At 37.7% G+C, this 24,381-nt stretch carries 18 protein-coding genes; 4 read left to right on the forward strand and 14 right to left on the reverse strand.

From position 1 onward, the window contains the following. Positions 1-2: 2 nt before the first annotated feature. The 6 genes from ACYVQZ_RS00795 to argS form a co-directional block, all read right to left on the reverse strand. Entirely contained in the window at positions 3-2,531 is a 2,529-nt protein-coding gene (locus ACYVQZ_RS00795; protein ID WP_461239497.1) for an ATP-binding protein, read from the reverse strand. Continuing rightward, positions 2,521-3,750, reverse strand: coding sequence for a metallophosphoesterase family protein (locus tag ACYVQZ_RS00800; RefSeq protein WP_461239498.1), 1,230 nt, complete (start codon positions 3,748-3,750; stop codon positions 2,521-2,523). The genes ACYVQZ_RS00795 and ACYVQZ_RS00800 overlap by 11 nt, the downstream gene beginning before the upstream one ends. 58 nt (positions 3,751-3,808) lie before the next feature. Continuing rightward, a complete protein-coding gene (locus ACYVQZ_RS00805) occupies positions 3,809-4,153 on the reverse strand; it encodes a YlbF family regulator (RefSeq protein WP_461239499.1) in 345 nt (114 codons plus the stop codon). Positions 4,154-4,227: 74 nt separating this feature from the next. Next, positions 4,228-6,366: a PBP1A family penicillin-binding protein gene (locus ACYVQZ_RS00810; protein WP_461239500.1), complete on the reverse strand. Its 2,139-nt coding sequence runs from the start codon at positions 6,364-6,366 to the stop codon at positions 4,228-4,230. A 147-nt stretch (positions 6,367-6,513) separates the two neighbouring features. Next, positions 6,514-6,990 (reverse strand): arginine repressor, encoded by a 477-nt coding sequence (locus ACYVQZ_RS00815; protein ID WP_461239501.1) that lies wholly within the window; start codon positions 6,988-6,990, stop codon positions 6,514-6,516. Between the two features lie 134 nt (positions 6,991-7,124). Beyond that, positions 7,125-8,816, reverse strand: coding sequence for an arginine--tRNA ligase (argS, locus tag ACYVQZ_RS00820; RefSeq protein ID WP_461239502.1), 1,692 nt, complete (start codon positions 8,814-8,816; stop codon positions 7,125-7,127). A gap of 352 nt (positions 8,817-9,168) precedes the next feature. On the opposite strand from argS, the gene thiD reads away from it, so the two are divergent. Continuing rightward, positions 9,169-9,978, forward strand: coding sequence for a bifunctional hydroxymethylpyrimidine kinase/phosphomethylpyrimidine kinase (gene thiD, locus ACYVQZ_RS00825; RefSeq protein WP_461239503.1), 810 nt, complete (start codon positions 9,169-9,171; stop codon positions 9,976-9,978). Between the two features lie 49 nt (positions 9,979-10,027). On the opposite strand, the gene ACYVQZ_RS00830 is transcribed toward thiD, so the two are convergent. Beyond that, positions 10,028-10,858 carry a Cof-type HAD-IIB family hydrolase gene (locus ACYVQZ_RS00830; RefSeq protein ID WP_461239504.1) on the reverse strand — a complete coding sequence of 277 codons (831 nt, stop codon included), beginning with the start codon at positions 10,856-10,858 and terminating at the stop codon, positions 10,028-10,030. A 171-nt stretch (positions 10,859-11,029) separates the two neighbouring features. On the opposite strand from ACYVQZ_RS00830, the gene ACYVQZ_RS00835 reads away from it, so the two are divergent. Further along, the gene (locus ACYVQZ_RS00835) at positions 11,030-13,096 is read left to right on the forward strand and encodes a heavy metal translocating P-type ATPase (protein ID WP_461239505.1); all 2,067 of its coding nucleotides are present in this window, start codon (positions 11,030-11,032) and stop codon (positions 13,094-13,096) included. A 55-nt stretch (positions 13,097-13,151) separates the two neighbouring features. Here ACYVQZ_RS00835 and ACYVQZ_RS00840 read toward each other — a convergent pair whose 3' ends face one another. Next, positions 13,152-14,513: an Ig-like domain-containing protein gene (locus ACYVQZ_RS00840; RefSeq protein ID WP_461239506.1), complete on the reverse strand. Its 1,362-nt coding sequence runs from the start codon at positions 14,511-14,513 to the stop codon at positions 13,152-13,154. A 239-nt stretch (positions 14,514-14,752) separates the two neighbouring features. Between ACYVQZ_RS00840 and ACYVQZ_RS00845 the strand changes: the two genes are divergently transcribed. Next, positions 14,753-14,893, forward strand: a complete 141-nt coding sequence (locus tag ACYVQZ_RS00845) for a hypothetical protein (RefSeq protein WP_461239507.1) — start codon at positions 14,753-14,755, stop codon at positions 14,891-14,893. Positions 14,894-15,003: 110 nt separating this feature from the next. On the opposite strand, the gene ACYVQZ_RS00850 is transcribed toward ACYVQZ_RS00845, so the two are convergent. From ACYVQZ_RS00850 to parE, 4 genes are all read right to left on the reverse strand, one after another. Next, on the reverse strand, positions 15,004-15,936 hold the full coding sequence (locus ACYVQZ_RS00850) for a manganese-dependent inorganic pyrophosphatase (RefSeq protein WP_461239508.1): 933 nt from the start codon (positions 15,934-15,936) through the stop codon (positions 15,004-15,006). Between the two features lie 121 nt (positions 15,937-16,057). Beyond that, a complete protein-coding gene (locus ACYVQZ_RS00855) occupies positions 16,058-17,023 on the reverse strand; it encodes a LysR family transcriptional regulator (protein WP_461239509.1) in 966 nt (321 codons plus the stop codon). A gap of 199 nt (positions 17,024-17,222) precedes the next feature. After that, the gene (parC, locus tag ACYVQZ_RS00860; RefSeq protein WP_461239510.1) at positions 17,223-19,670 is read right to left on the reverse strand and encodes a DNA topoisomerase IV subunit A; all 2,448 of its coding nucleotides are present in this window, start codon (positions 19,668-19,670) and stop codon (positions 17,223-17,225) included. A 20-nt stretch (positions 19,671-19,690) separates the two neighbouring features. Further along, positions 19,691-21,772: a DNA topoisomerase IV subunit B gene (gene parE / locus ACYVQZ_RS00865; protein WP_461239511.1), complete on the reverse strand. Its 2,082-nt coding sequence runs from the start codon at positions 21,770-21,772 to the stop codon at positions 19,691-19,693. A 180-nt stretch (positions 21,773-21,952) separates the two neighbouring features. Between parE and plsY the strand changes: the two genes are divergently transcribed. Then, positions 21,953-22,564, forward strand: coding sequence for a glycerol-3-phosphate 1-O-acyltransferase PlsY (gene plsY / locus ACYVQZ_RS00870; protein WP_461239512.1), 612 nt, complete (start codon positions 21,953-21,955; stop codon positions 22,562-22,564). A 28-nt stretch (positions 22,565-22,592) separates the two neighbouring features. Here plsY and ACYVQZ_RS00875 read toward each other — a convergent pair whose 3' ends face one another. Continuing rightward, the gene (locus ACYVQZ_RS00875; protein ID WP_461239513.1) at positions 22,593-23,450 is read right to left on the reverse strand and encodes an aldose 1-epimerase family protein; all 858 of its coding nucleotides are present in this window, start codon (positions 23,448-23,450) and stop codon (positions 22,593-22,595) included. Further along, on the reverse strand, positions 23,447-24,367 hold the full coding sequence (gene xerC / locus ACYVQZ_RS00880; RefSeq protein ID WP_461239514.1) for a tyrosine recombinase XerC: 921 nt from the start codon (positions 24,365-24,367) through the stop codon (positions 23,447-23,449). The genes ACYVQZ_RS00875 and xerC overlap by 4 nt, the downstream gene beginning before the upstream one ends. Positions 24,368-24,381 lie beyond the last annotated feature (14 nt).

Below are 24,381 nucleotides of genomic sequence, written 5' to 3' on the forward strand. Positions count from 1 at the left end.
CGTTACACCTGCATTTCATTTAAATTTAAAATTGGAGTCGTGTGATCGATCATTCGGTCATCCGTAGTAAAATACAAAACTTGATGTGTTTTCGCAATTTCACCCAGAATCTCAAACATTGTCTGTTTTCTTGAATGATCAAAATTAACAAAACCATCGTCAATCATAATGGGCAAATCAATTAGGTCCCCCATTACTTGAACAAATCCTAATCTAAGTGCGATATATAATTGTTCAGCTGTTCCAGTAGACAATTCACCAACATCAAAGCTTTCGCCATTTTGATCAGTCACATAAATGACCGAATCAGTCAAATGTATTGTAGCATACCGATTATCTGTCAATCGACAGAAATACTGTTGGGCGCGTTCAATAATTTGTGGGAAACGGTCGGCTGAAGCTAACTGCAAGGCCTGATCAATCCATTGCACAGCTAGGCTTTGTTCCAACCATTTTTTTACCGACTCATTAATTTCAGTTTGCAAATTAGCTTTCTTTTGGAGCAACACTGTTAACGTGCCATTTTGCGCCAAACTTTCAATTTCAAAAGTAGCTGAAGCTTGTTGCTTCTCAATCAGCTTAATTTGACCCGTTAGCTCATTTAGTTCGGTTTTAGCATCATCACTTTGCTCTGATAGATCAGCCATATTTTCAAACTGTGACAGTTGTTCTTTTTGCTCGTCAGTTAACTGACTGGCCATTACTGAATTTGTTTGTTCCGTTGCTGACTGTGCAAATGATTGTTGATAAAGCTGTTCAAACTCAGCTTGATTAGCAACATCATACTCTTGAAATAATTGTTTCTGAGCATTTTGAAATTGGCTTAATTTGGTGGTTTGAGTTTTAATTTGATCTTTTATCAGATTACGTTTTTGCATTTCACTTTGCCAATCTGTCACCTGTACGTGAGCTGTATCAATTTGTTGATTTAAATCATCCAACGACTCTGGTGTCAGTGATTGAGCTTGAACTGTGGGACCCAAAGCTTGCAATTGCGTTGCATATTGATTTCTTTGATCAGTTAACTGTTTTAATTGATCATCAGTTTGCTGATTTGACTGACTTAATTGCTGTAAACGTCGTAAATCAGATTGCATTGGCAACCAATCAGTCACTTCAATTTGCGATAACCCAAAGCGGTCAGCGAAATCATCAATCTGATGATTAATTTGAGTTAGGGCACTATTTTGTTCGCGATCTTGGGCACTTTTATCTCTTTGCATCTGAGTTCGTTGATAATACAAATACCCAACGGTCCCGAGCAATCCTAGCCCAGCAATGACTTTAATAACTGTTGGCAAAAATAACACTGCCACGATTAAAACAGCCCCTAATAACCACCAAATAAGTGGTATTTTTTCGGGTTGTCGGTTGCTACGAGATGCTATCGATTGGTTTTGGACGGCTTCGCGTTCTTTCAATAATGTTTGTAACGTGTCTTCTTGCTCACTTGTCAATGCACTCGGTAATGGGTCGACTGAATAGCGGTGACTGATCTGATCAAATTCTGCATGGTTAGTTGATAATTGGTGTTGCTTTTCATCTATTTGCGTTAAAACAACCTTAATTGCAGGAATCTGAGTTTTAATCTCATCAATTTCTTTAAGGTGATCACGATATAGCTTTGCAAACTCAGATAGTGGCGTCTCGGTGATTACATTCAAGTTATCCGTTAACTGATTAACTTGCTGTTGTGCATCATTCAGACGATTATTTAAGCTTTGGCTATCCGTTAATTGCGTCTGTGTAATCTTAACTACTTGTTGTGTTGTTTGCTGATTGACCTTTTCAAATAATGGCATCAATGGTCGCAGTGTCTCTAATTGATCGAACCGCTGTTGAGCTGATTCAATTTGCTTTTTTAGTCCAGTGAGTTGTCCTTCAAGTGTTTGAACCGTTGTTTGTAATTCTTGATAACGATCGTATTGTCTTCCCGCCGTTTGAATCTTTTCTTGGAGTGTTTGGTACTCTTTTAATTGTTGATTAAGAACTGGTTTGCGCCCCTTAGGTTTATACAGCTCATCAGCTTGCTTAGTGTAATCTTTTTTCAAATCTAACCAACCAGAACTGCCAACTGCGCCCATTTTTTGTAAATACTGGGCCAAATCTTCTTTATTCAAATCAAGAATTTGAGATAAATCTTTTTGTGAAAAACGATAAATAGCACCATACAAATCAGCATCAATCGCTCCTAAAGTCTCTTCCAGAAAATGACTGGGTACTTTTTGCCCTGCCTCATTGACAATTTCCACTTGGCCGCCTTTTTTTCCACTGCTTCTTTTAATGTGGTATTGCTGCTGATTGATCGTCACATCCAGTGTGCCACCATATGCATTTGTCTGTCGCGGTAAGTATTGTGAATACTGATTATGCCCATTGGCGTATCCAAATAACACACTGACAATAAAATTAGCCAATGTTGATTTTCCTGCCTCGTTATCACCCAAAATAACTTGTAGATGATCATCTAGCGCAAAAGTTTGATTATTCCACTTTCCAAAGCCATCAATGTGGACTGAATTAATCTTCATGAGTTTTTTCGTCTCCAACTTGATTTTGTTGTAGCATCAACGTAATTGCTTGTTGTACCTGTTTTCTCGTTTCGTCATTATTGATACTTGTTTCGATAAAATCATAACTAAACAGTTTATCGGCACTTTGTGCAATATTATCAGCACTAAAAACATTTTGCGCAGCCTGATCCCAATAGTCTTGATCAATAGACGACAATACAGGACTGTCCGTACGGGTTTGCAATGACAACTCATATGGCCAAAAACTAATTTCACTTTGATACGAAAGATCATTTTGCAAACGACTTAATAAACTGCCATTGTTAAACTGTTCAAGTAGCGCTGAACTAAATTCATTTTCGGCCTGAATGATAATATTTAATAACGTCAAACGCTTTGTCTTCAATTGTGATACCACTTGTTGTTTTAACTGAGTTAAAAATAAACTGGTATCATTTTCATCATTACCTGTGACTGTGAGCGTTTGCCATTCAATTGATTCAGCTTCATGAAATTCGGGAACAAGTTGACCGTCTTTGTCACTCACTAAATAAAATCCCTTAACCCCTGCCTCATTTTTGTGTCGTCCTTGTGGATTGCCACTATAAGCGACCACAGGATTTTCATGTAAAATCTGGCGTTTATGAATGTGCCCGAGCGCCCAATAATCATAATTTTTTTGCAACAATTCATCGAGTGAAAATGGAGCGTAATTGTCATGTGGCGTTTTAAGCTGCGACATTGTGCCATGGAGCATACCGATTTGCCAGTCAACAGCTTGTTTAGCCGGATAATTATTGGTTTGATCATCAGTCAACCATTGAGTTGGGTAACTAAAACCAGTAATGGCAACCTCTTTTTGATCTCCAGTGGTGAGGTGCTTTGTCTCCACTTCATTGCTAAAAACATGGACGTTATCAGGTAGATTAGCCACACTATGATCAATTTGCTGGTAATCATGATTGCCGTAGCTTAAATAAACAGGGATATGTGCATCCTTTAAACGCAAGCATTGCGTGATAAAATAATTTTCAGCAGCAATACTGCGTTGTTCACGATCATATATGTCCCCTACTATACATACGAAATCAACCGAATTTTCTATCGCAAAATCGACAATTTTTTTAAATGCACTAAAAGTTGATTGATAAATGGTTTCCCATAAATCATCGGGCGCATCTTGTAAGCCAAGAAAAGGACTATCCAAATGTAAATCAGCCGTATGAATAAATTTCATGATGTTTATCTGCTCCTAAATAAAAAGCCAAGTACCTCAGCACTTGACTTCATCAATATTAGTTTTGATACAATTCTTGAATTGGCTTTGTAATAACATTATTAACATCATTCAAAAGCTTATCAATTGCTTGTTCTTTTTCCATCAAATTTTTGATTGAGTCAACTTTAGTCACTTTACCAGCTAACTCTTGTGCATTCTTAACTTCTTCTTCGCTTGGTTGTTCACCTTGGAATTGTTTTTGTTGTAATTGTAATTGCATTTGTTGAAATTCTTTAAATAGCTTAAAGGTATCAGCATCTGCTTTCATTTCCTCGTAAGCTTTTTTTAAGGCCACAAATTCTTGTGTTTGGCCTAGGTCTTTTTCCATTTGATTTGCTGAATCATAAATATTTACAACCATGTTGATCCTCCTAGTTTTATTCTATAACATTGTATCATTTTAAAATGACCTTGCCTACTTGAAACACTAAATTGTTACTGGCCGACAATGCTCTTGGCTTTACTCCACCATTGAGAGGCTTTTTCACCAATCTTACCAGCATTTTGAGTAACCGTATCACCAAATTGTGAAGCACCATTTTGAACTTCGTCCCAGAAATTATTAGAAGTACTCTTGTTATTACCCGCCAAAGTGGCGGCATCTTTTGTATCAAACTTAGTTTGCTTGGTATTAGGTAAAATGTTTGTCATTTCCGTCTTAAATAACGTGTTGGTATTAACGTAACTACTGTCTGGTAGGACGTGACTTTCATCAGTACTATCAAAACCTTCCCAGGTCACAACTACAACATCGGGTGTATAACCAACAATCCACTTGTCACGTTCCTCATCTTGTCCATTGACAACATCTGATGAGGTACTCCCAGTTTTACCAGCCACTGAATATCCCGACGGTTTGGCCGTTTGACCAGTTCCGTCGTTAAAGACACCTAATAACATACTGGTCATTTCTGTGGCGACTTTTTTAGAAATGACTTGTTTAGAACTAGTATTTTCATTATTCACAATTGTTTTACCAGAGGCATCCACAATCTTAGTAATGAAATATGGGGATGTCATCTTGCCATCATTAGCAAAGGCGGTATACGCCCCGGCTAACTGTTGTGGTGAGATTCCTGTTGAAAGGCCCCCCAATGACAGTGCTAAGTTATTATCTTTTTTGGTAACGGGTAACCCAAATCGTTTCACTGAGTCATACCCTTTTTGCACGCCAATCTTATTTAATAACCACACTGCGGGTGCATTTAAACTTTGAGCCAAAGCTTTATACATTGGCGTTTCGCCACTGTAAGTATCATTATAGTTTTTCGGCGTGTAATGATTTGATCCATAGGCTTGTTTCTTATCTTGTAACATCGAATCATAATAATAACCATGTTCCAATGCCGGTGTGTAAACGGCCAGTGGTTTAATGGTTGACCCTGGTTGACGCTTCATTTGTGTCGCACGATTAAAGCCTCGAAAAACGTGATCTCCACGGCCACCAACCACGGCACTAACCCCACCATTATTTGGATTAACCGCAATTGAAGAAGCCTGAACCATTGTGCCGTCACTGGCATTAGCAGGAAAGTTACTATCGTTTTTAAACGTTCCTTGCATATCGGTTTGCTGATTTTGATCTAATTTCGTATAAATTTTGTACCCTTTATTCATAATGTCTGATTCAGACAAATGATACTTATTAATTGCTTCATTAATGACCGCATCAAAATAGTAAGGGTACTTATACGTATTAGTTTGTTCATAGGCGTTCTTAGTCGTTAAAGCTGTTTTTTTGTAACTATCTGCTTCAGTTTGGCTGATTTTTTTATTTTCAACCATCAGTTGCAAGACTGTATTTCGTCGTTGTTTAGACTGGTCCGGGTGAGTGGTTGGATCATAACCACTTGGTGAAGTTAACATACCGGCTAAAACCGCTGCATCTGGTACGGAAAGATCGGTCGCTGACTTACCAAAGTATCGTTTAGAAGCGTCCTGTACACCCCAAATACCATTACCAAAGTAAGCATTGTTTAAATACATGGTTAAGATGTCATTTTTACTATAGACATTTTCAACCTCAACGGATAAAAAGATTTCTTTAGCTTTTCTCGTAAATGTTTGTTCTTGTGTTAAAAATGCATTTTTAACCAGCTGCTGGGTTAACGTACTCCCACCACCAGAAATATAGTTACGATGTAACACTTTATTTTTAGCATATAAAACAAATGCACGCGCAATGCCACGAACTGAAAAGCCATGTTCTTGATAAAAACGGCGATCTTCTGTTGATAACACAGCATTTTGAATGTTTGGTGAAATTTTATTTAATGAGACGTACGTCCCCTTTTGTGAATACAAACTACCGGCGGAATCTCCGTCTTTATCGTAAATCATAGTTGGTTGCTCTAACGCATTTTTTAAATTACTAACATGAGCTGTTTTCGCATAAATGGTCAAGCCAATGCTAATCACTAAAAACAAGCTTAGTCCAACAACAATGATCCAGCGTGTTAGTTGAAATCTATGCCAAAATTTCTTTACCAATGCCCAAAATTTTTGCCATAATGGCGAAAGCCAAATTTTTAATTCTTGCCACCATTGCTTAAATCTAGATGGTTTATCATTCATAATCGTTCCCTACCTCTAAAGTCATCAGAGTACATTCTATCATACTATTAATTTTTCCAACTAAGACAGTCTGATTTTTAAGCATATTTAAGTTTTAACAAGTAATACTAAAAAAGTCATAACGCGAAGTTATGACTTTTAGTAATTTTAATTTTGACCTGATAGTAAATCAGGGTTCACGTGGCTAATAAATCGTTCATGTAACTGTGTTGCCACTTTGACATTCGGACTGATAATAAAAATTGTATCATGACCTGCAAGTGTCCCAGCTACTTCTTCCATGTGGAGATCATCAATAATGGCAGCTAGTAAGTTACCATCACTTGGCAGCGTCTTAATGATATTCATAAATTCAACTTGTTGAACACTTGTGACAACTTCATTAATCGTCTCATACAAGTGAAGTTCCTCACTGTGATTACCAGCTTTAAAGATCGTATATCTTAAATTACCATTACCATCGGCAGCTTTGACAATCTGCATTTCGCGAATGTCACGAGAAATAGTTGCCTGAGTAGCAGTGATATCACTTCTTTTAAGGTAATCCATAAGTTCATCTTGTGTTGCAATTGTATATTGATTGATTAGTTGTTCAATTCGTGCTTGACGAGTTGATTTTTTCATATTAAGAGCCCTTTCAATGTAATATTTGACCTTAGTATAGCAAATATATGGGGAAATATGAACTAATATTTGATTAAAGCGAATATTAATACAAAAAGAGAATTACTTTAGTAATTCTCTTTTATCGCTTAAGTTTACATTTCATTTGGAGCTTTAACTCCTAATAACGCTAATGAGCTTTCTAACACTGAACTAACAGCATCCACAAGTGCTAAACGCGCATTTTTTTCTTGATCATCAGTCAAAATTTTAGAATGAGCGTAATACTGGTTAAAGTCTTTAGCCAAGCCAATTGCATATTTAGCAATAACCGATGGTTCGTACGTATTAGCAGCGCGAATGACCATATCTGGAAATTGGCCTAATGTTTTTAGAATTGGCCAAGCAGTGTCATCGGAAATAAAGTTATCTTCAGCCTGAATAGTTGGATTGCCGGCTTTTCTTAAAATACTTTGCGCACGAGCGTGGGCGTATTGGACGTAAGGCCCAGTTTCACCCTCAAATCTAACCACTTCTTCAAGATCAAAGTCAAAGTTATTTAAGCGTTCGTTTTTCAAATCATGGAAAACAACGGCGCCGACGCCGACTTGTTTAGCAACTTCATCCGCATTTTTAAGATCTGGATTTTTTTGTGCAATTTGCTGACGAGCAAGATCGATCGCATCATCCAAAACATTTTCTAATAAAATGACACGTCCTTCTCTAGTAGACAACTTACGACCACCTTGAGTAATAAGCCCAAATGGAATGTGGTGAATTTCATCTGCCCAGTCAAAGCCCATTTCAGTTAATACAGCTTTTAATTGTTTAAAATGATTACGTTGTTCATTTCCCACCACATAAAGTGATTGAACAAAATTGTAAGTGCGTTTACGATAAATAGCTGCTGCTAAGTCACGTGTAATGTATAACGTGGCACCGTCCGTCTTTTTAATCAATGCTGGGTTCAGATCATATTTATCTAAATCAACAATCTCAGCGCCTTTACTTTCTTTTAACAAATGTTTGTCTTCTAACATTTGAACGACTTCATCCATTTTGTCATTGTAAAAGGCCTCGCCATTATATGAATCAAATGAAATATCGAGAACATCATAGATTTTCATAAAGAGCTTTAATGATTCAGATCTAAACCATTCCCAAAGATGGGTGGCTTCTTCGTCACCATCTTCTAGTTTTTTAAACCAGGCGCGTGCATCATCATCCAGGGCAGGATTTTCTTTATCTTCTTGGTGAAATCTTACATAATATTTTTGTAGTGTGTTAATTGGGTCTGCTTTAACTTCTTCTTCGCTACCCCACATTTTGTAAGCAGCCATTAGCTTCCCAAATTGTGTGCCCCAGTCACCTAGATGATTAATCTTGATTGGATTGTAATTAACTTTAGCCAGAATATTTGCTAGTGAATTACCGATTACTGTAGAACGTAAGTGTCCCATTGACATTGGCTTGGCAATATTTGGTGATGACATATCGATAGGTACATTACCACCTTCTCCAAGATCTGCTTCACCATAGTGACTAGGATCACTTAAAACAGCACTCAAAATTGCAGCACCAGCCTGTGCTTTATCTAGGAAAAAGTTCAAATAAGGACCGGCTACTTCTACTTTTTGGTAATTCGTTTGGTCAATTTTTGCTAAAATATCTTGTGCGATGGCTTGCGGTGCTTTGTGTAATTGTTTTGCTAAGAAAAACGCTGGAAACGCAAAATCACCATTATCAGCATTTTTGGGACGTTCAATTTTGCTGATAATATCATCTAAACTTGCCTCTACTGGTAATGCAGCTTGAATTGTTTGTGCCACTTGTTGTTTAAAATCCATGTGTCTCCTACCTTTCACGATCCCTGAAAATAAAAAGTCCCCGCTAAACCAATTTGGTTTAACAGAGACGAGAATTCCCGCGGTACCACTCTAATTGAAATATTTCCACTCAAAATTTATTTAGTTCTCCCTAAAAGGCGCGCTTCGCACGATTTCAAGATTTGCCTTCCACCAACGCAAATTCGCTTGCATGAAATCTGATACTACTCTTCCTTTATGATTGGGAATCAATACTTGAATATTATAGCAAACTCAAAGATAAAAACAAGCATCGTACTTAAATCATGCATTCTGTCATAAATGCGTGATACAATAAATAACAACTTTTAAAGAAAGTTCGAGATGATGATAAATGGTTAATGATTATGTCCAAGCTGTCACGATTGCGGGTAACGATTCTGATGGTAGTGCGGGAATGCCGGCCGATATGCATGCCTTTTTTATTTCTGATGTTTATGGCATGGGGTTACTGACCTCTGCAGTCGCTGGTAATTCCTACGGTATTGATGCAGCCCAGGTCATGCCGAATAAATTTATTGAACAACAATTTAAAACCCTAAGTGCTGATTTCGATATCAAAGCCGCTAAAACCGGTATGTTAGCAAATGTTGACGTGATTGAAACAGTTGCAAAATGCTATCAAGCTGTTGATTTTGGCCCATTAGTCGTGGATCCAGTGATTATCACTAAACATGGTGCCATGTTACTTGAAGATGCTGCTTATGAAGCCTTTAAGGAACTGTTAATTCCATTAGCAACCGTTATTACACCGAACTACTATGAAGCAAAAAAATTAACTGATTCAGAATTAACTTCACCTGACCAGGTTGTTGAAAGTGCTCATCAATTACAACAAATGGGTGCAAAAAATGTGGTCATCAAAGGTCAACACCAAGACAGACAGCAATCGACTGTCGATGATTTTGTCCTGCTTGAAAACGGCGACAGCTTTTGGTTGCGTGAAGATTACGTCGACACTACCCACGTTAATGGGACTGGTGACACCTTTTCGGCCATCATCGCTGCTCAATTAGCAAAAGGTGACGATGTTGCCTCTGCTATCAAACTTGCTAAAAAGAAAACCCACACAGCCATTGCCAACCAAATTGAGGTCGGCCATAAATTTGGCCCAATCAATCACTGGGCAGCTCAAAAAAATTAAACTATATTGTATAATACAAAAACGGATCATAGCAGCTACTATGGTCCGTTTACTTTAAATCATTTAAGACATTATCAATAATATCTAAAACACCATCTTGATTATTATTCGGTGCCACGTGGTGCACTTGATTAAGAATCTCTTGCCCTGCGTTTGCCATGGCATAACCATTTGGTGTCATCTTTAGCATCGATAAATCGTTTTCATTATCACCGAAGGTCATAATTTCATCAGCTTGAATACCATATTGTCGCTGTAATTTTGCAATTCCCGTCTGCTTTGTCACACCTGCTAAGCCAATTAATTCAGTATTGAAACCTGAACTTAAACTTTCTAACTGCGGCGGCAATAATGTTTTAACTTGTTGCATGCGTTGCTCTAAGTCATCGGCTGGTGCAAATGAGATACCAACCTTAATTAAAGTATCATTAACTTTTTTTGCTGTTAGATCTAAAATATTATCTACTCTGGCGAGTGAGTTGTAATATCGGCTCTTCAAATCAAATAATTCATCCGGTTCCGATGCATCTAAATAAGCACTTTTAAGACCCGTAATTGTTGTTGAGGCGATTGGTAACCGAAAATGTTGACCAATCATGGCTTGAATTTTTTTCAATAATTCGTCAGTCAAACCTTCAACAGAGACGATTTGATTATTCGAATAAACCACAGACCCATTTTCAGAAACAAAATCCATCTGATCTTTAATGCCATCAAATTGATTTCTCAATCGTTGTAATTGTGAGCCACTTGCCGCCACAAAATGAATGCCTAATGCCCTTAGTTTTTCAAATTGAGCATTGAATCTTTGCTGGTCGTAGGTGTTGTCATCTCGCAAAAATGTACCATCCATATCAACTGCGATCATTTTAATACTCAAGTCATCCACTCCCTTTTTCTACGGTAAATTTTAGCATAAACAACGGCCTTCACGTAATATCTTTTTTGACATCTTATAAATATCGCTTGACTTTTTTAAACTACAACTGTAGACTAAAAATAATCAATAACTACATTTGTAGTCAAAACAAAAAAGGAGCTCAATATACTAATGGATAAACACAATCATGACATGCACATGGACCCAATGTCCGAACATTCAATGAACGACATGGATATGGATATGAACATGGACCACGATATGATGAATCATGGTGGTCATATGATGCACATGGGCAATCTCAAGCAAAAGTTCTGGGTATCTTTAATTTTGACGATTCCGATTATCTTGATGAGTCCGATGATGGGTATGAAGTTACCCTTTCAGTTCTTTTTTCATCCTTGGTCAGATTATTTAATTGCAATTCTTGGTACCATTCTCTTTTTCTATGGTGGAAAACCATTTTTTAGCGGTGCTAAAGGTGAACTGCAAAGTAAACAACCTGCAATGATGACATTGATTGCGATGGGAATTAGTGTTGCGTTTGTTTATAGTATCTATGCAGTCATTAACAATTATATTTTGCACGCACACCCTCTCGTTATGGATTTCTTTTGGGAATTATCAACATTAATCGATATCATGCTATTAGGTCACTGGATCGAAATGGATACTGTGATGAATGCGAGTTCTGCGCTAGACAATTTAGCCAAATTATTACCTAGCAAAGCCCATAAAGTAATCAATAATGATACCGAAGATGTTGCCGTTTCGGCTCTTCAAAAAGACGATTTAGTACGCGTGCTAGCTGGTGAAAAAGTTCCCGCGGATGGCATTATTACTGTTGGGGCAACCAGTATCAATGAATCTATGCTAACTGGTGAAGCTAAGTTAGTCACAAAAGAGACCGGCGCCCAAGTCATTGGTGGTTCCGTTAACGGTAATGATTCATTTACGATGAAGATTACTGGCACCGGTGAATCTGGTTATCTAGCGCAGGTCATGCAATTAGTCAACAAAGCACAGGCTTCAAAATCTGCTAAAGAAAACATGGCTGATAAAGTCGCTGGTTTATTATTTTATGCTGCTTTAACAGTTTCAATTGTCGCTTTTATTGCTTGGCTAATCGTTGATAGTCTCCCGATTGCATTGTCTATTGCGGTAACTGTGCTAGTCATCGCCTGCCCACATTCTTTAGGCTTGGCGATTCCATTAGTAGTAGCACGTAGTACTTCAATTGCTGCTGCTCATGGACTGCTGATTCAAAATCGCGATGCGCTTGAGCAAGTCAATCAAGTTAAGTATGTCTTAATGGACAAAACTGGTACTTTAACAGAAGGTAATTTCAAAGTGCACGAGTATCGCAGCATCAGCAACACGATCAAAGATAATGATCTTCTCCAACTCTTTGCCAGTCTTGAAGCCAATTCAAGTCATCCGTTAGCTGTTGGGATTTTAAATGCTGCCAAGCAAAACGAAATTGACTTACTACCTGCAGAAAATGTGAAACAGCAAACGGGCGTCGGTATTAGTGGTCAAATTAACAACAACGACTACTCAATTGTTTCACTAAACTACGTTCAACAACATCAAATGACTGATGACCAAATCAATCTTGATGACTTAACTCGCACAGGTGATACGTTAAGTTTTCTAATTCAAAATAAAACTGTGCTGGGATATGTGAGTCAAGGTGATTCAATTAAACAAAGCGCATTTGAATTGATCAAAGATTTAAAAAAACAAAACATCACCCCTGTTATGCTAACTGGTGATAATCAAGCTAGTGCACAAAAAGTGGCCGATCAACTGGAGATTGATGATGTTCACGCTAATCTACTGCCAGAAGATAAAGAAAAATTGATTAGACAATACCAAGCAACCAATCAAAAAGTCATGATGGTTGGTGATGGTGTCAATGATGCTCCTAGCCTTGCTCGTGCAGATATTGGTGTAGCAATCGGTTCCGGAACACAAGTGGCCATCAGTTCTGCTGATATTGTGCTTGTCCGCAGTGATCCACAAAGTATTATTGAATTTATTGATTTAGCAAAGAAAACAACTCGAAAGATGACTGAAAACCTGTGGTGGGGTGCTGGTTATAATATCATTACCATTCCCCTTGCCGCTGGTATTCTAGCACCGATTGGCTTTACGTTAAGTCCAATGGTTGGTGCAGTCATCATGTCATTTAGCACCATTATCGTGGCCTTAAATGCAATGAGTTTGAAAGTTTAAGCAAATGAAAAAAGCAATGTCACTGACATTGCTTTTTTTATACGCGTTTTATCAATTAGCTTAATTTCTTCTTAGAACTGAATAACCAGCCTAAGCCAAGAAGTCCAGCTACTGAAGCTAAGAGTGAAAATACACCCGCTTCATTTGTTTGTGGTAATTTTGTTTGATCTTTTGAAGTTGTTAATTTAACTGCTTTAGCAGCTGAGTTGTTAACCGGTGTAGCAGTCACTTCGCTACCCTTATTGTCGTTAACAGCAGCAACTTCTTTTTCATAATAGTCCTTTGAATAATCAACTTTATCGCCAGCAATTGTAATTGAGAATTTTCCGTCAGCGCCAACTGTTCCTGATGCAATCGTGTTCCCATCTTCATCTAAAATAAGAATGGTGTTGCCAGGTGTACCAGTACCGCTCGCAACATAGTTTCCACTTTCAGTTGGTACTAATACAGGAGTTTTTGAATCAGTCTTTGTATCTGTATCATCAGTGGCAGTTGTTTCTGGTGTTGTTGTTTCTGTAGTTTCTGGTTCAGTTGTATCGGTTGTTTCTGGAGTCGTTGTTTCTGGCTTAGTTGTTTCTGTCGTTTCTGGTGTTGTTGTCTCTGGTTTAGTGGTTTCAGTTGTTTCTGGTGTTGTTGTCTCTGGAGTTGTGGTTGTAACCTTACCGTAAGTTAAGTTTAGAATTCCAGTCATCAACTGACCATTTTCATAATAATGGAAAGTATTTGGAATGTTTACAAATGTGTCCGAAAACTGTGTTCCAATAGTATCTTTGTCTGTCACAGGCACGTGACTAATATCGTCATAAGTCTTATTTCCGTATACATAAACGAAAAATGCTCTACCATCAATTAAGGCTGGATAATCAGCTGTTTCATGATGCATTGAACTGATATGTGCAGTCACACCATCTGTTAATGGTTGTTCGATTGTAATTTGACTTCCATCAACGAGTGAAGATACATCAACAGAAAAATCTTTAGTTCCAGCTGTTTTTTGTCCACTTGTTAGTGTTACTGATTTAGCACTCCAAGTACCGTCATCTTGCTTTTCAGCATAATATTTTGTTTCACCATTGAACATAGTACCAGGACCTAAGTCAGTAACGTAATCAGTATCACTGTTTTTACCACTAACTGTGACCACTGTACCATTATCGTCAGCATAATCGGTTCTAGCGTTTACTTTACTCTTATCACCAAGACTTGTTGCAACTTCATTGTCCGAAATTTTAGTATTTTCATCAGTAATTTTAATTTTTTGATCCGCAGGTACTTCACTAGTGGTCTTTGTAGCTGCTGCTTTATCATCAGCGTGAACAACGATTGCTTGATTATTAGCAACAACGCCACCTAAAATGGCACCCCCTAATAAACTACTTGAAACCAGTATTGTATATTTAATCTTTTTGCTTTTCATAATTACTCCTCCTTGAGTACGTTTTCACAATTAATTCAAAAATAACAAGTTGAATTAATATTATCTTACACAAATATTATCCACAAGTAAACATGTTTTATATAACAATTAGTTATATAAAAATACAATAAGGGAATTTATTAAGTGATTTTTTTCATAATTAATACTTAATTAATAATTGAATTAAGATGTGATTAACGTTTCTCGTTTAAATTAGAATTATCAAAGGAGGCGTCATTATGGAAAATATATTGGAATTACATGATGTGACCAAAAAATTCGGTCACCAACTTGTCCTTGATCATGTGATATATGTGAGTTTTTACTTTCGCCTTGACGATGTTTGCGTTTTAGCTGTTCGTAATGATGCTATAAAATGACTATTCAAAAATATACAAGTCTATTTTTAAATCTAATTTATTTATTAATGATTTTTTTATAAAAAAAAGATTGAGAAACATCACATTCCTCAATCCTTAGTTTTAAATAATTACTTTTCAAATTCAGTTGTCAATGGTGGTACAACTTGTTTCTTTCGTGAAACCACTCCTGGCAATGCCATTCGGCTTTCAGCGGATAGTTTTTTACCGAAAGCTGCTTCGACCACTTCTTTAGGTTCCCCAACAGCTAATAATTCAGAATCGCTATCTAAAATGTTTGTCGCAATGAGTAAGAATAAATCATAACCTTCAGCTGCACTTTCAGCTTTCATTTCTTTTTCCAAACCAGCTTGACGGGCAAAAACATCAGCAACATCAACAGTATTAACTTGATCAATGCGCACCGTTTTGCCACCAAGTTCAAAGCTCTTCGCATCACCGTCAATTAAGTCTTTATCAGACTTACTATCAAGATCTGTTCCAGCTTTAAGCATGTCAATCCCGTATGATTGCACATCAATGTCAGCAATTTCAGCTAAAGCTTTGACGGCTTCACGATCAAAATCTGTTGTTGTTGGTGATTTTAGTAATAAGGTATCAGAAATGATAGCAGAAAGCATCAAACCAGCCAGTTTAGCAGGAATATCAATCTTGTTTTCGGCAAATAGATTGGTGATAATTGTGCTGGTACAACCGACTGGACGCGCTGTATACCAAAGTGGTTGCGCTGTTTCAAAGTTAGCAATTCGGTGATGATCAACAACATGGGTCACCGTGACGTCAGCTAAATCACTAACACTTTGTTGTGCTTCGTTGTGATCAACTAACATGACTGCATCAACTTCATTAGCCACGGTTTTAACCACTCGTGGTGTTGGTTCATCAAAATGATTTAAAACATAATTGGTTTCTGCATTAGGTTCGCCTAAAGCAACTGCTTCAGTATCAAATCCTAATTGATTTTGTAAGTATGAAAATGCCTTTGCAGCAACAATTGCATCTGTATCAGGACTTTGGTGTCCAAAAACTAATTCTTTACTCATTGCAAATACTCCCTTATTAATGTTTTTGTGAAAACTATACTTCTATCATACTTCATGAACTCGATAGCAACAACTATCTTTCATGATAAAAAAGAGTTTCCAACTGGAAACTCTTTTTTCATTACTTTTCTTCACCTAAAATTTGATCTAAGCGTTCATAGTAATCTAATTCGCCGAGGTACTTATCAAAAGCACCCAAGAATTGGGCAATACGTGGAATTTGATCTTTAGCATTGCGATAAACAAATGACAAATCAAATTTAATTTGTGGATCAAACATCGCTGTTGAAATTTCGTCACGATCTTCACGAGACATGACGTAACTCTTTGGCAATGCAGTGTATGCATCTGTGGCCTTCATGAAGTTATAGATTTGACCAGGTTGTGTAAATCTAGCCACGATATTAGGCTGGTTTACTAGCTGGTTCTTATATTCTTCAGTTACCAATTGGTTAATGTAATAGCCAACAGGATACATTACCCACGGTTGATCCAAGGTCTGTTTTGGTTTAATTCGCTTTTTCTTAGCCAAGTTTTCATCATGGTGAATAAACAGTAAGTCTTCACCCATAATCTTCTTCGAATCATATGGCTTCCAGTTCTTAATACTATCATCTGGTAAATACATAATCGCTAAATCAATTTGGTTGTTTTCTAATCCGTCCCAAATTTCTTTTCGCGTCAACATGTGCATTGTGATATGAATATCTGGATTTTCTTCGTAATAACGCACAACGAAGTCTTCAAAGACATTTGTTTCAATTGAAGCTAAAATGCCAAGATGAATTTCACCATGATTAGCACTGGTGGCTTGTTGAATTTCATCCGTTGCTTCGTTTAACAAATCATAGATATCATGAGTGGCATGCAACATTGTGTAACCTGCATCTGATAATCGCAGTTTTTTACCTACTGAATAAAAGAGTGGTGCACCCACGGTACGTTCTAGTTTTTTAATCTGTTGTTTTAATGCCGGTTGTGTAATGCCTAAAATTTGAGCTGCTTGCGTGTAGTTCATCGTTTCTGTCAATTGCAAGAAGTAAGTCAATGTTTTAGAAGAAAAGATACTTTCTTGTTTTGATTTCATGTGGCGGCTTCCTTTCGATATTGTAATTAACATCTTATAAATTAAAACTTTTTGTTCACATAACTATTATATTAAAATAAGTGGTTGTTTGCAAAATAATTGTTTGTTTCAATTTAACTTTGTTTATTCTACTACACTTTTAAGCACTGATAAATCAATATAGTTTGAAATTTCTATGACTTTTTTCTTATGAAAAAGATTATAGGACCAATGCCACATCTTTTGGTCGAATAATGACCGGTGTTCCCTGAGTGTCGACATCCAAAATAAAGGAACCATTAGAATATCGTGATCCAAACGGATGTTCATTCACTAACACATCTTGACTCATTGGCCTGTCAGTAATAATTTCAAACGCTCCTTCAAAATCATCATCATAGGCAATAAAATCTGCAATTTGATGCGGATTAGTCTTCAATTCTCGTAACACTAGAACACCCTTACGAGCACGTGATGTAACTGGAATGTCACTGATTTTAAGTTGTTTGTATGCGCCACGATCAGTGATAATCGCAACATCCTGATTTTCAGTTACCACGGCCAAGTTAACAACTTGATCGTCACCTCGTAAGCCCATCGACTTAACTCCAGTTGTTCTGGCACCTGTAACAGGCACTTCACTTAAATCAAATCGTAATGCTAAGCCACTCTGGCTCATTAATAATACTGAACGATTGTCAGCACTAGTGTTAAAATACTGCACATTTAATACGCGTGAACTATCATTTTTAAGCTTCATGAAAATGCTAGCATGTTTCTTATATGAGCGCCCTGGTAGATAATCAGCAAAACTAGTCTGCTTAATCTGGCCATCATTAGTCGCCATTAAGAAGTTACCTGTTTCTTTTAAAGAATCAAATGCCATCACATTTATAATCTGTTCATCAGCATCTAACCCAATGGTTTGGGAAATATGTTCGCCAGTATCTTTCCACTTTTGATCCGCAATTTCATGAACAGGCCGGTAAATCAGATGACCTTTATTCGTGAACATAAACAAATGAGACAACGTATTTGTTTTTTCAGTGAAGATGGCATAGTCATCTTCTTTTAGTCCGTTATCTGCACTGTCGGATGCCGTGTAAGACCGAACACTACTGCGTTTCATATAACCGTCATGAGAAACAAGGACAATGACATCTTCTTTAGCAACAGTCACTTTGGTATCAATTTTCAGTTCTTCAACATGTTCTTCGAGAGATGTTTTACGTGGATTACCAAACTGTTTTTTAACATCCAACAATTCTTTTTTCAACACTTGCGCGAGTTTTTTATCACTCGTTAAAATTGACTGATATGTGTTAATGTCACTTGTTAACTTTGCTTGTTCATCTTCTAGTTCGGTGACATCCGTGTTGGTTAAACGGTAAAGTTGCAAAGTCACAATTGCTTCAGCTTGATCTTCAGTAAAATCATATTGATCAACCAAGTTTTGTTTGGCATCTTTACGGTTTTGACTGGCGCGGATAGTAGCAATCACTTGATCTAAAATTGAAAGGGCCTTAATCAGTCCTTCGACAATATGCAATCGCTTCTGAGCTTTGTTCAAATCAAACTGAGTTCGCTTCGTAATAATTTCTTTTTGGAATTGTAAGTATGAGGCTAAGATCTTCTTTAAGCCCACGCGTTTTGGCCGCATTTGATCAATTGCGACCATATTGAAATTATAATTAATCTGCAAATCAGTATTTTTAAACAAGTAATTTAAAATACCTTGGGCATTCACGTTACGTTTTAACTCAATGGCGATTGATAGACCAGTTCGATCGGTCTCGTCACGTACCTCGGCTAAACCTTCAACTTTTTTAGCAATGCGAAGTTCGTCAATTCGCTTCACTAATTGGGCCTTGTTCACTTCATATGGAATTTCAGTGACCCGAATTTGTTGTTTGCCACCTTTAAGGCCTTCAATTGCAGTTTTAGCCCGCACCACAATTCGGCCACGACCAGTTTCATAAGCTTTTTTTACACCATCCATTCCCTGAATGATGCCACCCGTTGGAAAATCAGGAGCTTTAACAAAGTCCATTAATTGATCCAAAGAAGCATCTGGATTGGCCAACAAATAAACCAAGCCATCAATCACTTCGGCTAAATTGTGTGGCGGAATTTCAGTGGCATAACCAGCAGAAATACCGGTGGCGCCATTAACTAGCAAATTAGGCAAACGAGCTGGCAAGACTGTTGGTTCATTTTCGGTATCATCAAAGTTTAATACCATTTCAACCGTGTCTTTATCAATATCTTGTAACATTAAGCCAGCAATTTTACTCAACCGTGCTTCGGTATAACGCATTGCGGCCGGCGGATCACCGTCCATCGACCCATTGTTACCGTGCATTTCAATCAATGGTTCTCGCAATTTCCAATCTTGACTCATTCGAACTAAGGCTTCATAAATTGAACTGTCACCATGAGGGTGAAAATTACCCATGACATTCCCGACTGATTTTGCCGATTTACGAAAGGTTTTTTCGTAAGTATTGCCATCCTTATTCATAGCAAATAAAATCCGTCGTTGAACTGGTTTTAGTCCATCACGAATGTCTGGTAATGCCCGTTCTTGAATAATGGATTTAGAGTAACGGCCAAATCGATCTCCCATTACTTCTTCCAAGGTCAATTCTTGAATTCTTGTATCACTCACCAATATACCCTTCTTTCACATTATTCATTAAATAAGTCCATTTGTTCTTCTTGTTGATCATTCCAAGTTGAGATCTTTGGCTCAGTTGGTTGTTTTTCGTCTTTTTGTTCAGTTTCAGGTGCGACGCTTGGCTTAACTTCCTCGTCTTCTTTGGTCGTATCTAAAATACTGCCTTCTTCTTCCATCGTAAATTGCACATTATCTTCAATCCATTTACGACGTGGTTCAACCTTGTCACCCATTAAAGTCGTGACGCGACGTTCAGCTAGTTGTGCATCTTCAATACGAACTCGGACGAGAGTTCTTGTGTCAGGATCCATGGTTGTTTCCCATAATTGATCCGCATTCATTTCACCTAGGCCTTTGAAACGTTGTAGACTAGCACCTTTACCAAATGTTTTTTGAACTTCATCAAGTTCTTCGTTTGTCCAGGCATATTCAATCTTGGTCTTCTTACCCACACCTTTTTGTAACTTGTAAAGTGGTGGCAAAGCAATATAAATTTTACCGGCTTCAATCATTGGGCGCGTATATTTATAGAAAAAGGTTAACAATAAAATTTGAATATGGGCTCCGTCATCATCGGCATCCGTCATGATAATGACTTTATCGTAATTGGCATCTTCAATTTTAAATTCAGAGCCAACACCTGCACCAATCGTGTAAATCATGGTGTTCAATTCTTCATTTTTCATGACATCATCGAGTTTAGCTTTTTCGGTGTTTAATACTTTTCCACGTAAAGGCAGGATCGCTTGAAAACGGCGATCACGACCTTGTTTAGCAGAGCCACCAGCAGAATCACCTTCGACTAAAAAGAGCTCATTTTTCTTGGCGTTTTTAGATTGGGCAGGGGTTAACTTACCTGATAAAAGACGTTCTTGTTTATTCTTCTTTTTGCCACTCCGTGATTGATCACGAGCTTTACGCGCAGCTTCACGTGCTTCACGCGCTTTTAATGACTTTCTGATCAACATTTGGGCAAACTCGCCATTTTCCATTAGCGTGTAACCCAATTGTTCTGTCACAATGCTATCCACAATTTTACGTGCTTCAGGCGTGCCCAATTTTTCTTTGGTTTGTCCTTCAAATTGTAAAATTCTTTCGGGAATCCGTACAGAAATCACTGCCGATAATCCTTCACGGACGTCACTACCTTCAAGGTTTTTATCTTTATCTTTTAATAGACCAACCTTACGTGCATATTCATTAAAAGATTTGGTCCAAGCGCTCCGCATGCCGGCTTCATGAGTACCACCGTCAGGCGTGCGCACGTTATTGACAAACGACAGGACGTTTTCTGAATAACCATCGTTATATTGAGCAGCAACTTCGACTTCGACACCTTCACTATTGCCATCAAAATACAATACGTCGCCTAGTACATCCTTATCTTCATTCAGATACTGAACGAATTGCTTAATTCCCTCATCATACTGAAAGACTTCGCTTTGTTCCTGACCACTACGTTCATCAGTCAATGTGATTTTAACACCCTTCAATAAGAAGGCCGATTCACGTAGACGTTCAGCTAACGTTGAATAGTTGTAAACGACCGTTGAAAAAATAGTACTGTCTGGTTTGAATGAAACCGTTGTGCCATTTGATGCCGAGGTCTTACCTAACTTTTCTAACGTGCCAACAGGATGCCCACCATTTTCAAACTTTTCTTGATACTTTTGGCCATCACGGACAATCGTCAATGTTAAGTGCTCAGACAAGGCATTCACAACTGATGCCCCAACCCCATGTAATCCACCTGAAGTCTTATAACCATCATCCTGGCCAAATTTACCACCAGCATGCAAGACTGTCATAATGACTTCGGGAGTGGGTACACCTGACGCGTGCATTCCAACTGGCATACCACGACCATGATCTTGCACTGTAATAGAATTATCTGCACCAATGGTGACGTTAATTTCATTTCCAAATCCAGATAATGCCTCATCGACAGCATTATCTACAATTTCATAAACTAAATGATGTAATCCCTTGCCATCTGTTGATCCAATATACATTCCAGGACGTTTACGAACCGCTTCTAGTCCCTCTAGAACTTGGATGGAAGAATCATCATAACTTGATTTTTTCTTTGGCACCAACAAAAACCCCTTTTACTCTTTGTCAATTTTATCCTGCTCTTAATAAGTCATATCCAATCAATAATACCTTAATTTTAAATGTTTGCAAAGACACGAACTTGTCGATCAATTATTTTTTGATGTTCTTTAACTGGTAAAAATGCTATGATTAATGCGATTAATTTTAAGGAGTTCGTTATGAAAATTTTGTTAATGATTATTGTGGCTTACCTACTCGGATCAATTCCGTCTGGCGTGTGGGTTGGTCAACTCTTTTTCCACACTGACATTAGAAAAGCCGGTAGTGGCAATATTGGTACCACCAACACCTTTCGTGTTTTGGGCAAAAAAGCAGGTATCGTGGTGTTGTTTATGGATATTTTAAAAGGTACGTTAGCGGCCAGCCAACCCTATCTTTTCCATTCAAACATCAATCCGCTAATCATTGGATTGTTTGCATCATTAGGCCATACCTTTTCCATTTTTGATCACTTTAAGGGCGGCAAAGCCGTTGCGACAAGTGCTGGTATCTTGCTGGCCTACAACCCCATTTTATTCTTAATTGCATCTGCAATTTTTAGCTCGACTCTTTATCTTTCCAGCATGGCTAGTGTGGCTAGCATTTTAGGCATCACGCTAACAACTGTCTTAGCTCTCTTTTTACATGATTGGATTCTCAGTCTAATTGCCGGTATTTTATCGATTGTGGTGATTTGGCGACATATTCCAAACATTGGGCGAATCATTCACGGCAATGAAAACATGGTACCATTTGGCGTAGGTTACCATTTAAAAAATAAGAAAAAATAAAAATGGAATCTGCGGATTCCATTTTTTATTATCCAATTTCAATCTCAAAGCCCATTTGCTGACTTTGATGAACAGCCAAGTGATTAATGGCTGTTTTTTGGGTTAACTGATAATTTGATGTCACACTATCCGCAATGCCCCACCATGGTTCAAGGCAAACAAATGGCGCTTCTTTATCAAAAGGCGTCCAGACACCGACAAATGGTGTTTGCGTTAGATTGACGCTCACCAAATGATTTTGATTATCCTTTAGGCTTAATTTAGTGGATTGCATTTTTAAATTGAGAATAATGGCATCGTTTTTAAATAGCGTTCGTTCAAGTGACAACGGCTTGGTTAAATTAATTGTTTTCAAATGTTCAATGTCATTATAGGGGCCAACCAAAGGAATCTGTTCATATTCTTGAGCAGGTTGAACATCTAAAACAGCGCCATGTTGAATTGAAATATTAAACCCTGGATGTGCGCCGAGTGCATATAATAACTCAGTGTTATCCATATTTTTTACCGTGTAGCTGACCAACAGTCGGTTACCGTCTAATGAATAAGTAATCGTTAGCAAAAAATCAAACGGATATACTTCTTTGGTGGTTTCATCAGCGCGTAATTCAAACTGAACTTTGTTTTGAGACTGGCTGACCACTTGAAACTCACTTTGACGCGCAAAACCGTGTTGCGTTTGAGAATACGTCTTGTCCTGATACTGGTACTGATCGTCTTTTAGTCGCCCGACAAACGGGAATAAAACCGGTGCTTGATATTTCCAAAAAACCGGATCACCCTGCCAGATGTATTCAAAACTATCTGTTTTCTTTTTTAAACTAGTGAGTTGTGCACCGAGCGTGGTAAATTCGGCGGTTAATTGTTCATTGTCAATAGTAATCACGATTCGTCGTCCTCCTTTGCTCTGGGAAAATACTTTCGATAGTCTTCTTGCAAATGTTGCCGGGTCACATGGGTATAGATTTGCGTGGTTGAAAGACTCGAATGTCCTAATAACTCTTGTACCGTCCGTAGATCTGCCCCGTTGTTCAGTAAATGCGTGGCAAATGTGTGCCGCAGCATATGGGGATGAATATCAGCAGTTAAACTGCTTTTTTTAATGATTTGATTCAAAATATATTCAATCCCCTTTGCACTGATGGGATCGCCATAATGGTTAATAAAGACAGCATTATGGTCCTTATGATACTTGGCCATAATTGGTGTACGACAGGTTGTAAAATACGTTTCAAGGGCTTTTTTGGCATAACTACCGAATGGTACATAGCGCTCCTTATCCCCTTTTCCTCGAACCAAGATCATCATCACATCAAAATCAATTTTATCTAATTGTAAGTTAGCACATTCGCTCACCCGCATGCCAGTGCCATATAACACTTCTAGTATTGCTGTATTACGATCATCCAGCGGTTTTCCTTCACCCTTGGCTGCCGTAAAAAGCACATTCATTTCTTTTTCATAAAAAAAACGAGGTAATTTTTCTTGATGTTTTTTTAGTTGTACGTTGGCAAATGGATTTTTACCCACTAAGTCATTTTGTCCTAAAAAATTATAAAAAGAACGCAAACTGGATATTTTACGGGCAACTGAAGACCGTTGATATGGATAATCATTCAGATAGGTTAAATAAACCGACACATCAAGTCGATCAATATCAGTCCATTTTTTCATACCGCCGTTATCACTTAAAAATTGGATAAATTCGTTTAAATCCTCATGATAAGCAGTAATTGTATCCGTTGAGTATTGACGCTCAACACGTAAATATTCCAAAAATAGGTCAACCCAATTTTTTGCCATAAAAAAAGCCTCCA

The sequence above is a fragment of the Paucilactobacillus salsurae genome (assembly GCF_054784995.1).

Excerpts from the sequence above, each read along its gene's own strand:
- xerC (WP_461239514.1), bottom strand. The coding sequence starts at position 24,367 with ATGGCAAAAAATTGGGTTGACCTATTTTTGGAATATTTACGTGTTGAG.
- thiD (WP_461239503.1), top strand. The coding sequence starts at position 9,169 with ATGGTTAATGATTATGTCCAAGCTGTCACGATTGCGGGTAACGATTCT.
- argS (WP_461239502.1), bottom strand. The coding sequence starts at position 8,816 with ATGGATTTTAAACAACAAGTGGCACAAACAATTCAAGCTGCATTACCA.
- ACYVQZ_RS00800 (WP_461239498.1), bottom strand. The coding sequence starts at position 3,750 with ATGAAATTTATTCATACGGCTGATTTACATTTGGATAGTCCTTTTCTT.
- ACYVQZ_RS00840 (WP_461239506.1), bottom strand. The coding sequence starts at position 14,513 with ATGAAAAGCAAAAAGATTAAATATACAATACTGGTTTCAAGTAGTTTA.
- ACYVQZ_RS00810 (WP_461239500.1), bottom strand. The coding sequence starts at position 6,366 with ATGAATGATAAACCATCTAGATTTAAGCAATGGTGGCAAGAATTAAAA.
- ACYVQZ_RS00805 (WP_461239499.1), bottom strand. The coding sequence starts at position 4,153 with ATGGTTGTAAATATTTATGATTCAGCAAATCAAATGGAAAAAGACCTA.
- plsY (WP_461239512.1), top strand. The coding sequence starts at position 21,953 with ATGAAAATTTTGTTAATGATTATTGTGGCTTACCTACTCGGATCAATT.
- ACYVQZ_RS00815 (WP_461239501.1), bottom strand. The coding sequence starts at position 6,990 with ATGAAAAAATCAACTCGTCAAGCACGAATTGAACAACTAATCAATCAA.
- ACYVQZ_RS00835 (WP_461239505.1), top strand. The coding sequence starts at position 11,030 with ATGGATAAACACAATCATGACATGCACATGGACCCAATGTCCGAACAT.
- ACYVQZ_RS00795 (WP_461239497.1), bottom strand. The coding sequence starts at position 2,531 with ATGAAGATTAATTCAGTCCACATTGATGGCTTTGGAAAGTGGAATAAT.
- ACYVQZ_RS00850 (WP_461239508.1), bottom strand. The coding sequence starts at position 15,936 with ATGAGTAAAGAATTAGTTTTTGGACACCAAAGTCCTGATACAGATGCA.
- ACYVQZ_RS00845 (WP_461239507.1), top strand. The coding sequence starts at position 14,753 with ATGGAAAATATATTGGAATTACATGATGTGACCAAAAAATTCGGTCAC.
- ACYVQZ_RS00855 (WP_461239509.1), bottom strand. The coding sequence starts at position 17,023 with ATGAAATCAAAACAAGAAAGTATCTTTTCTTCTAAAACATTGACTTAC.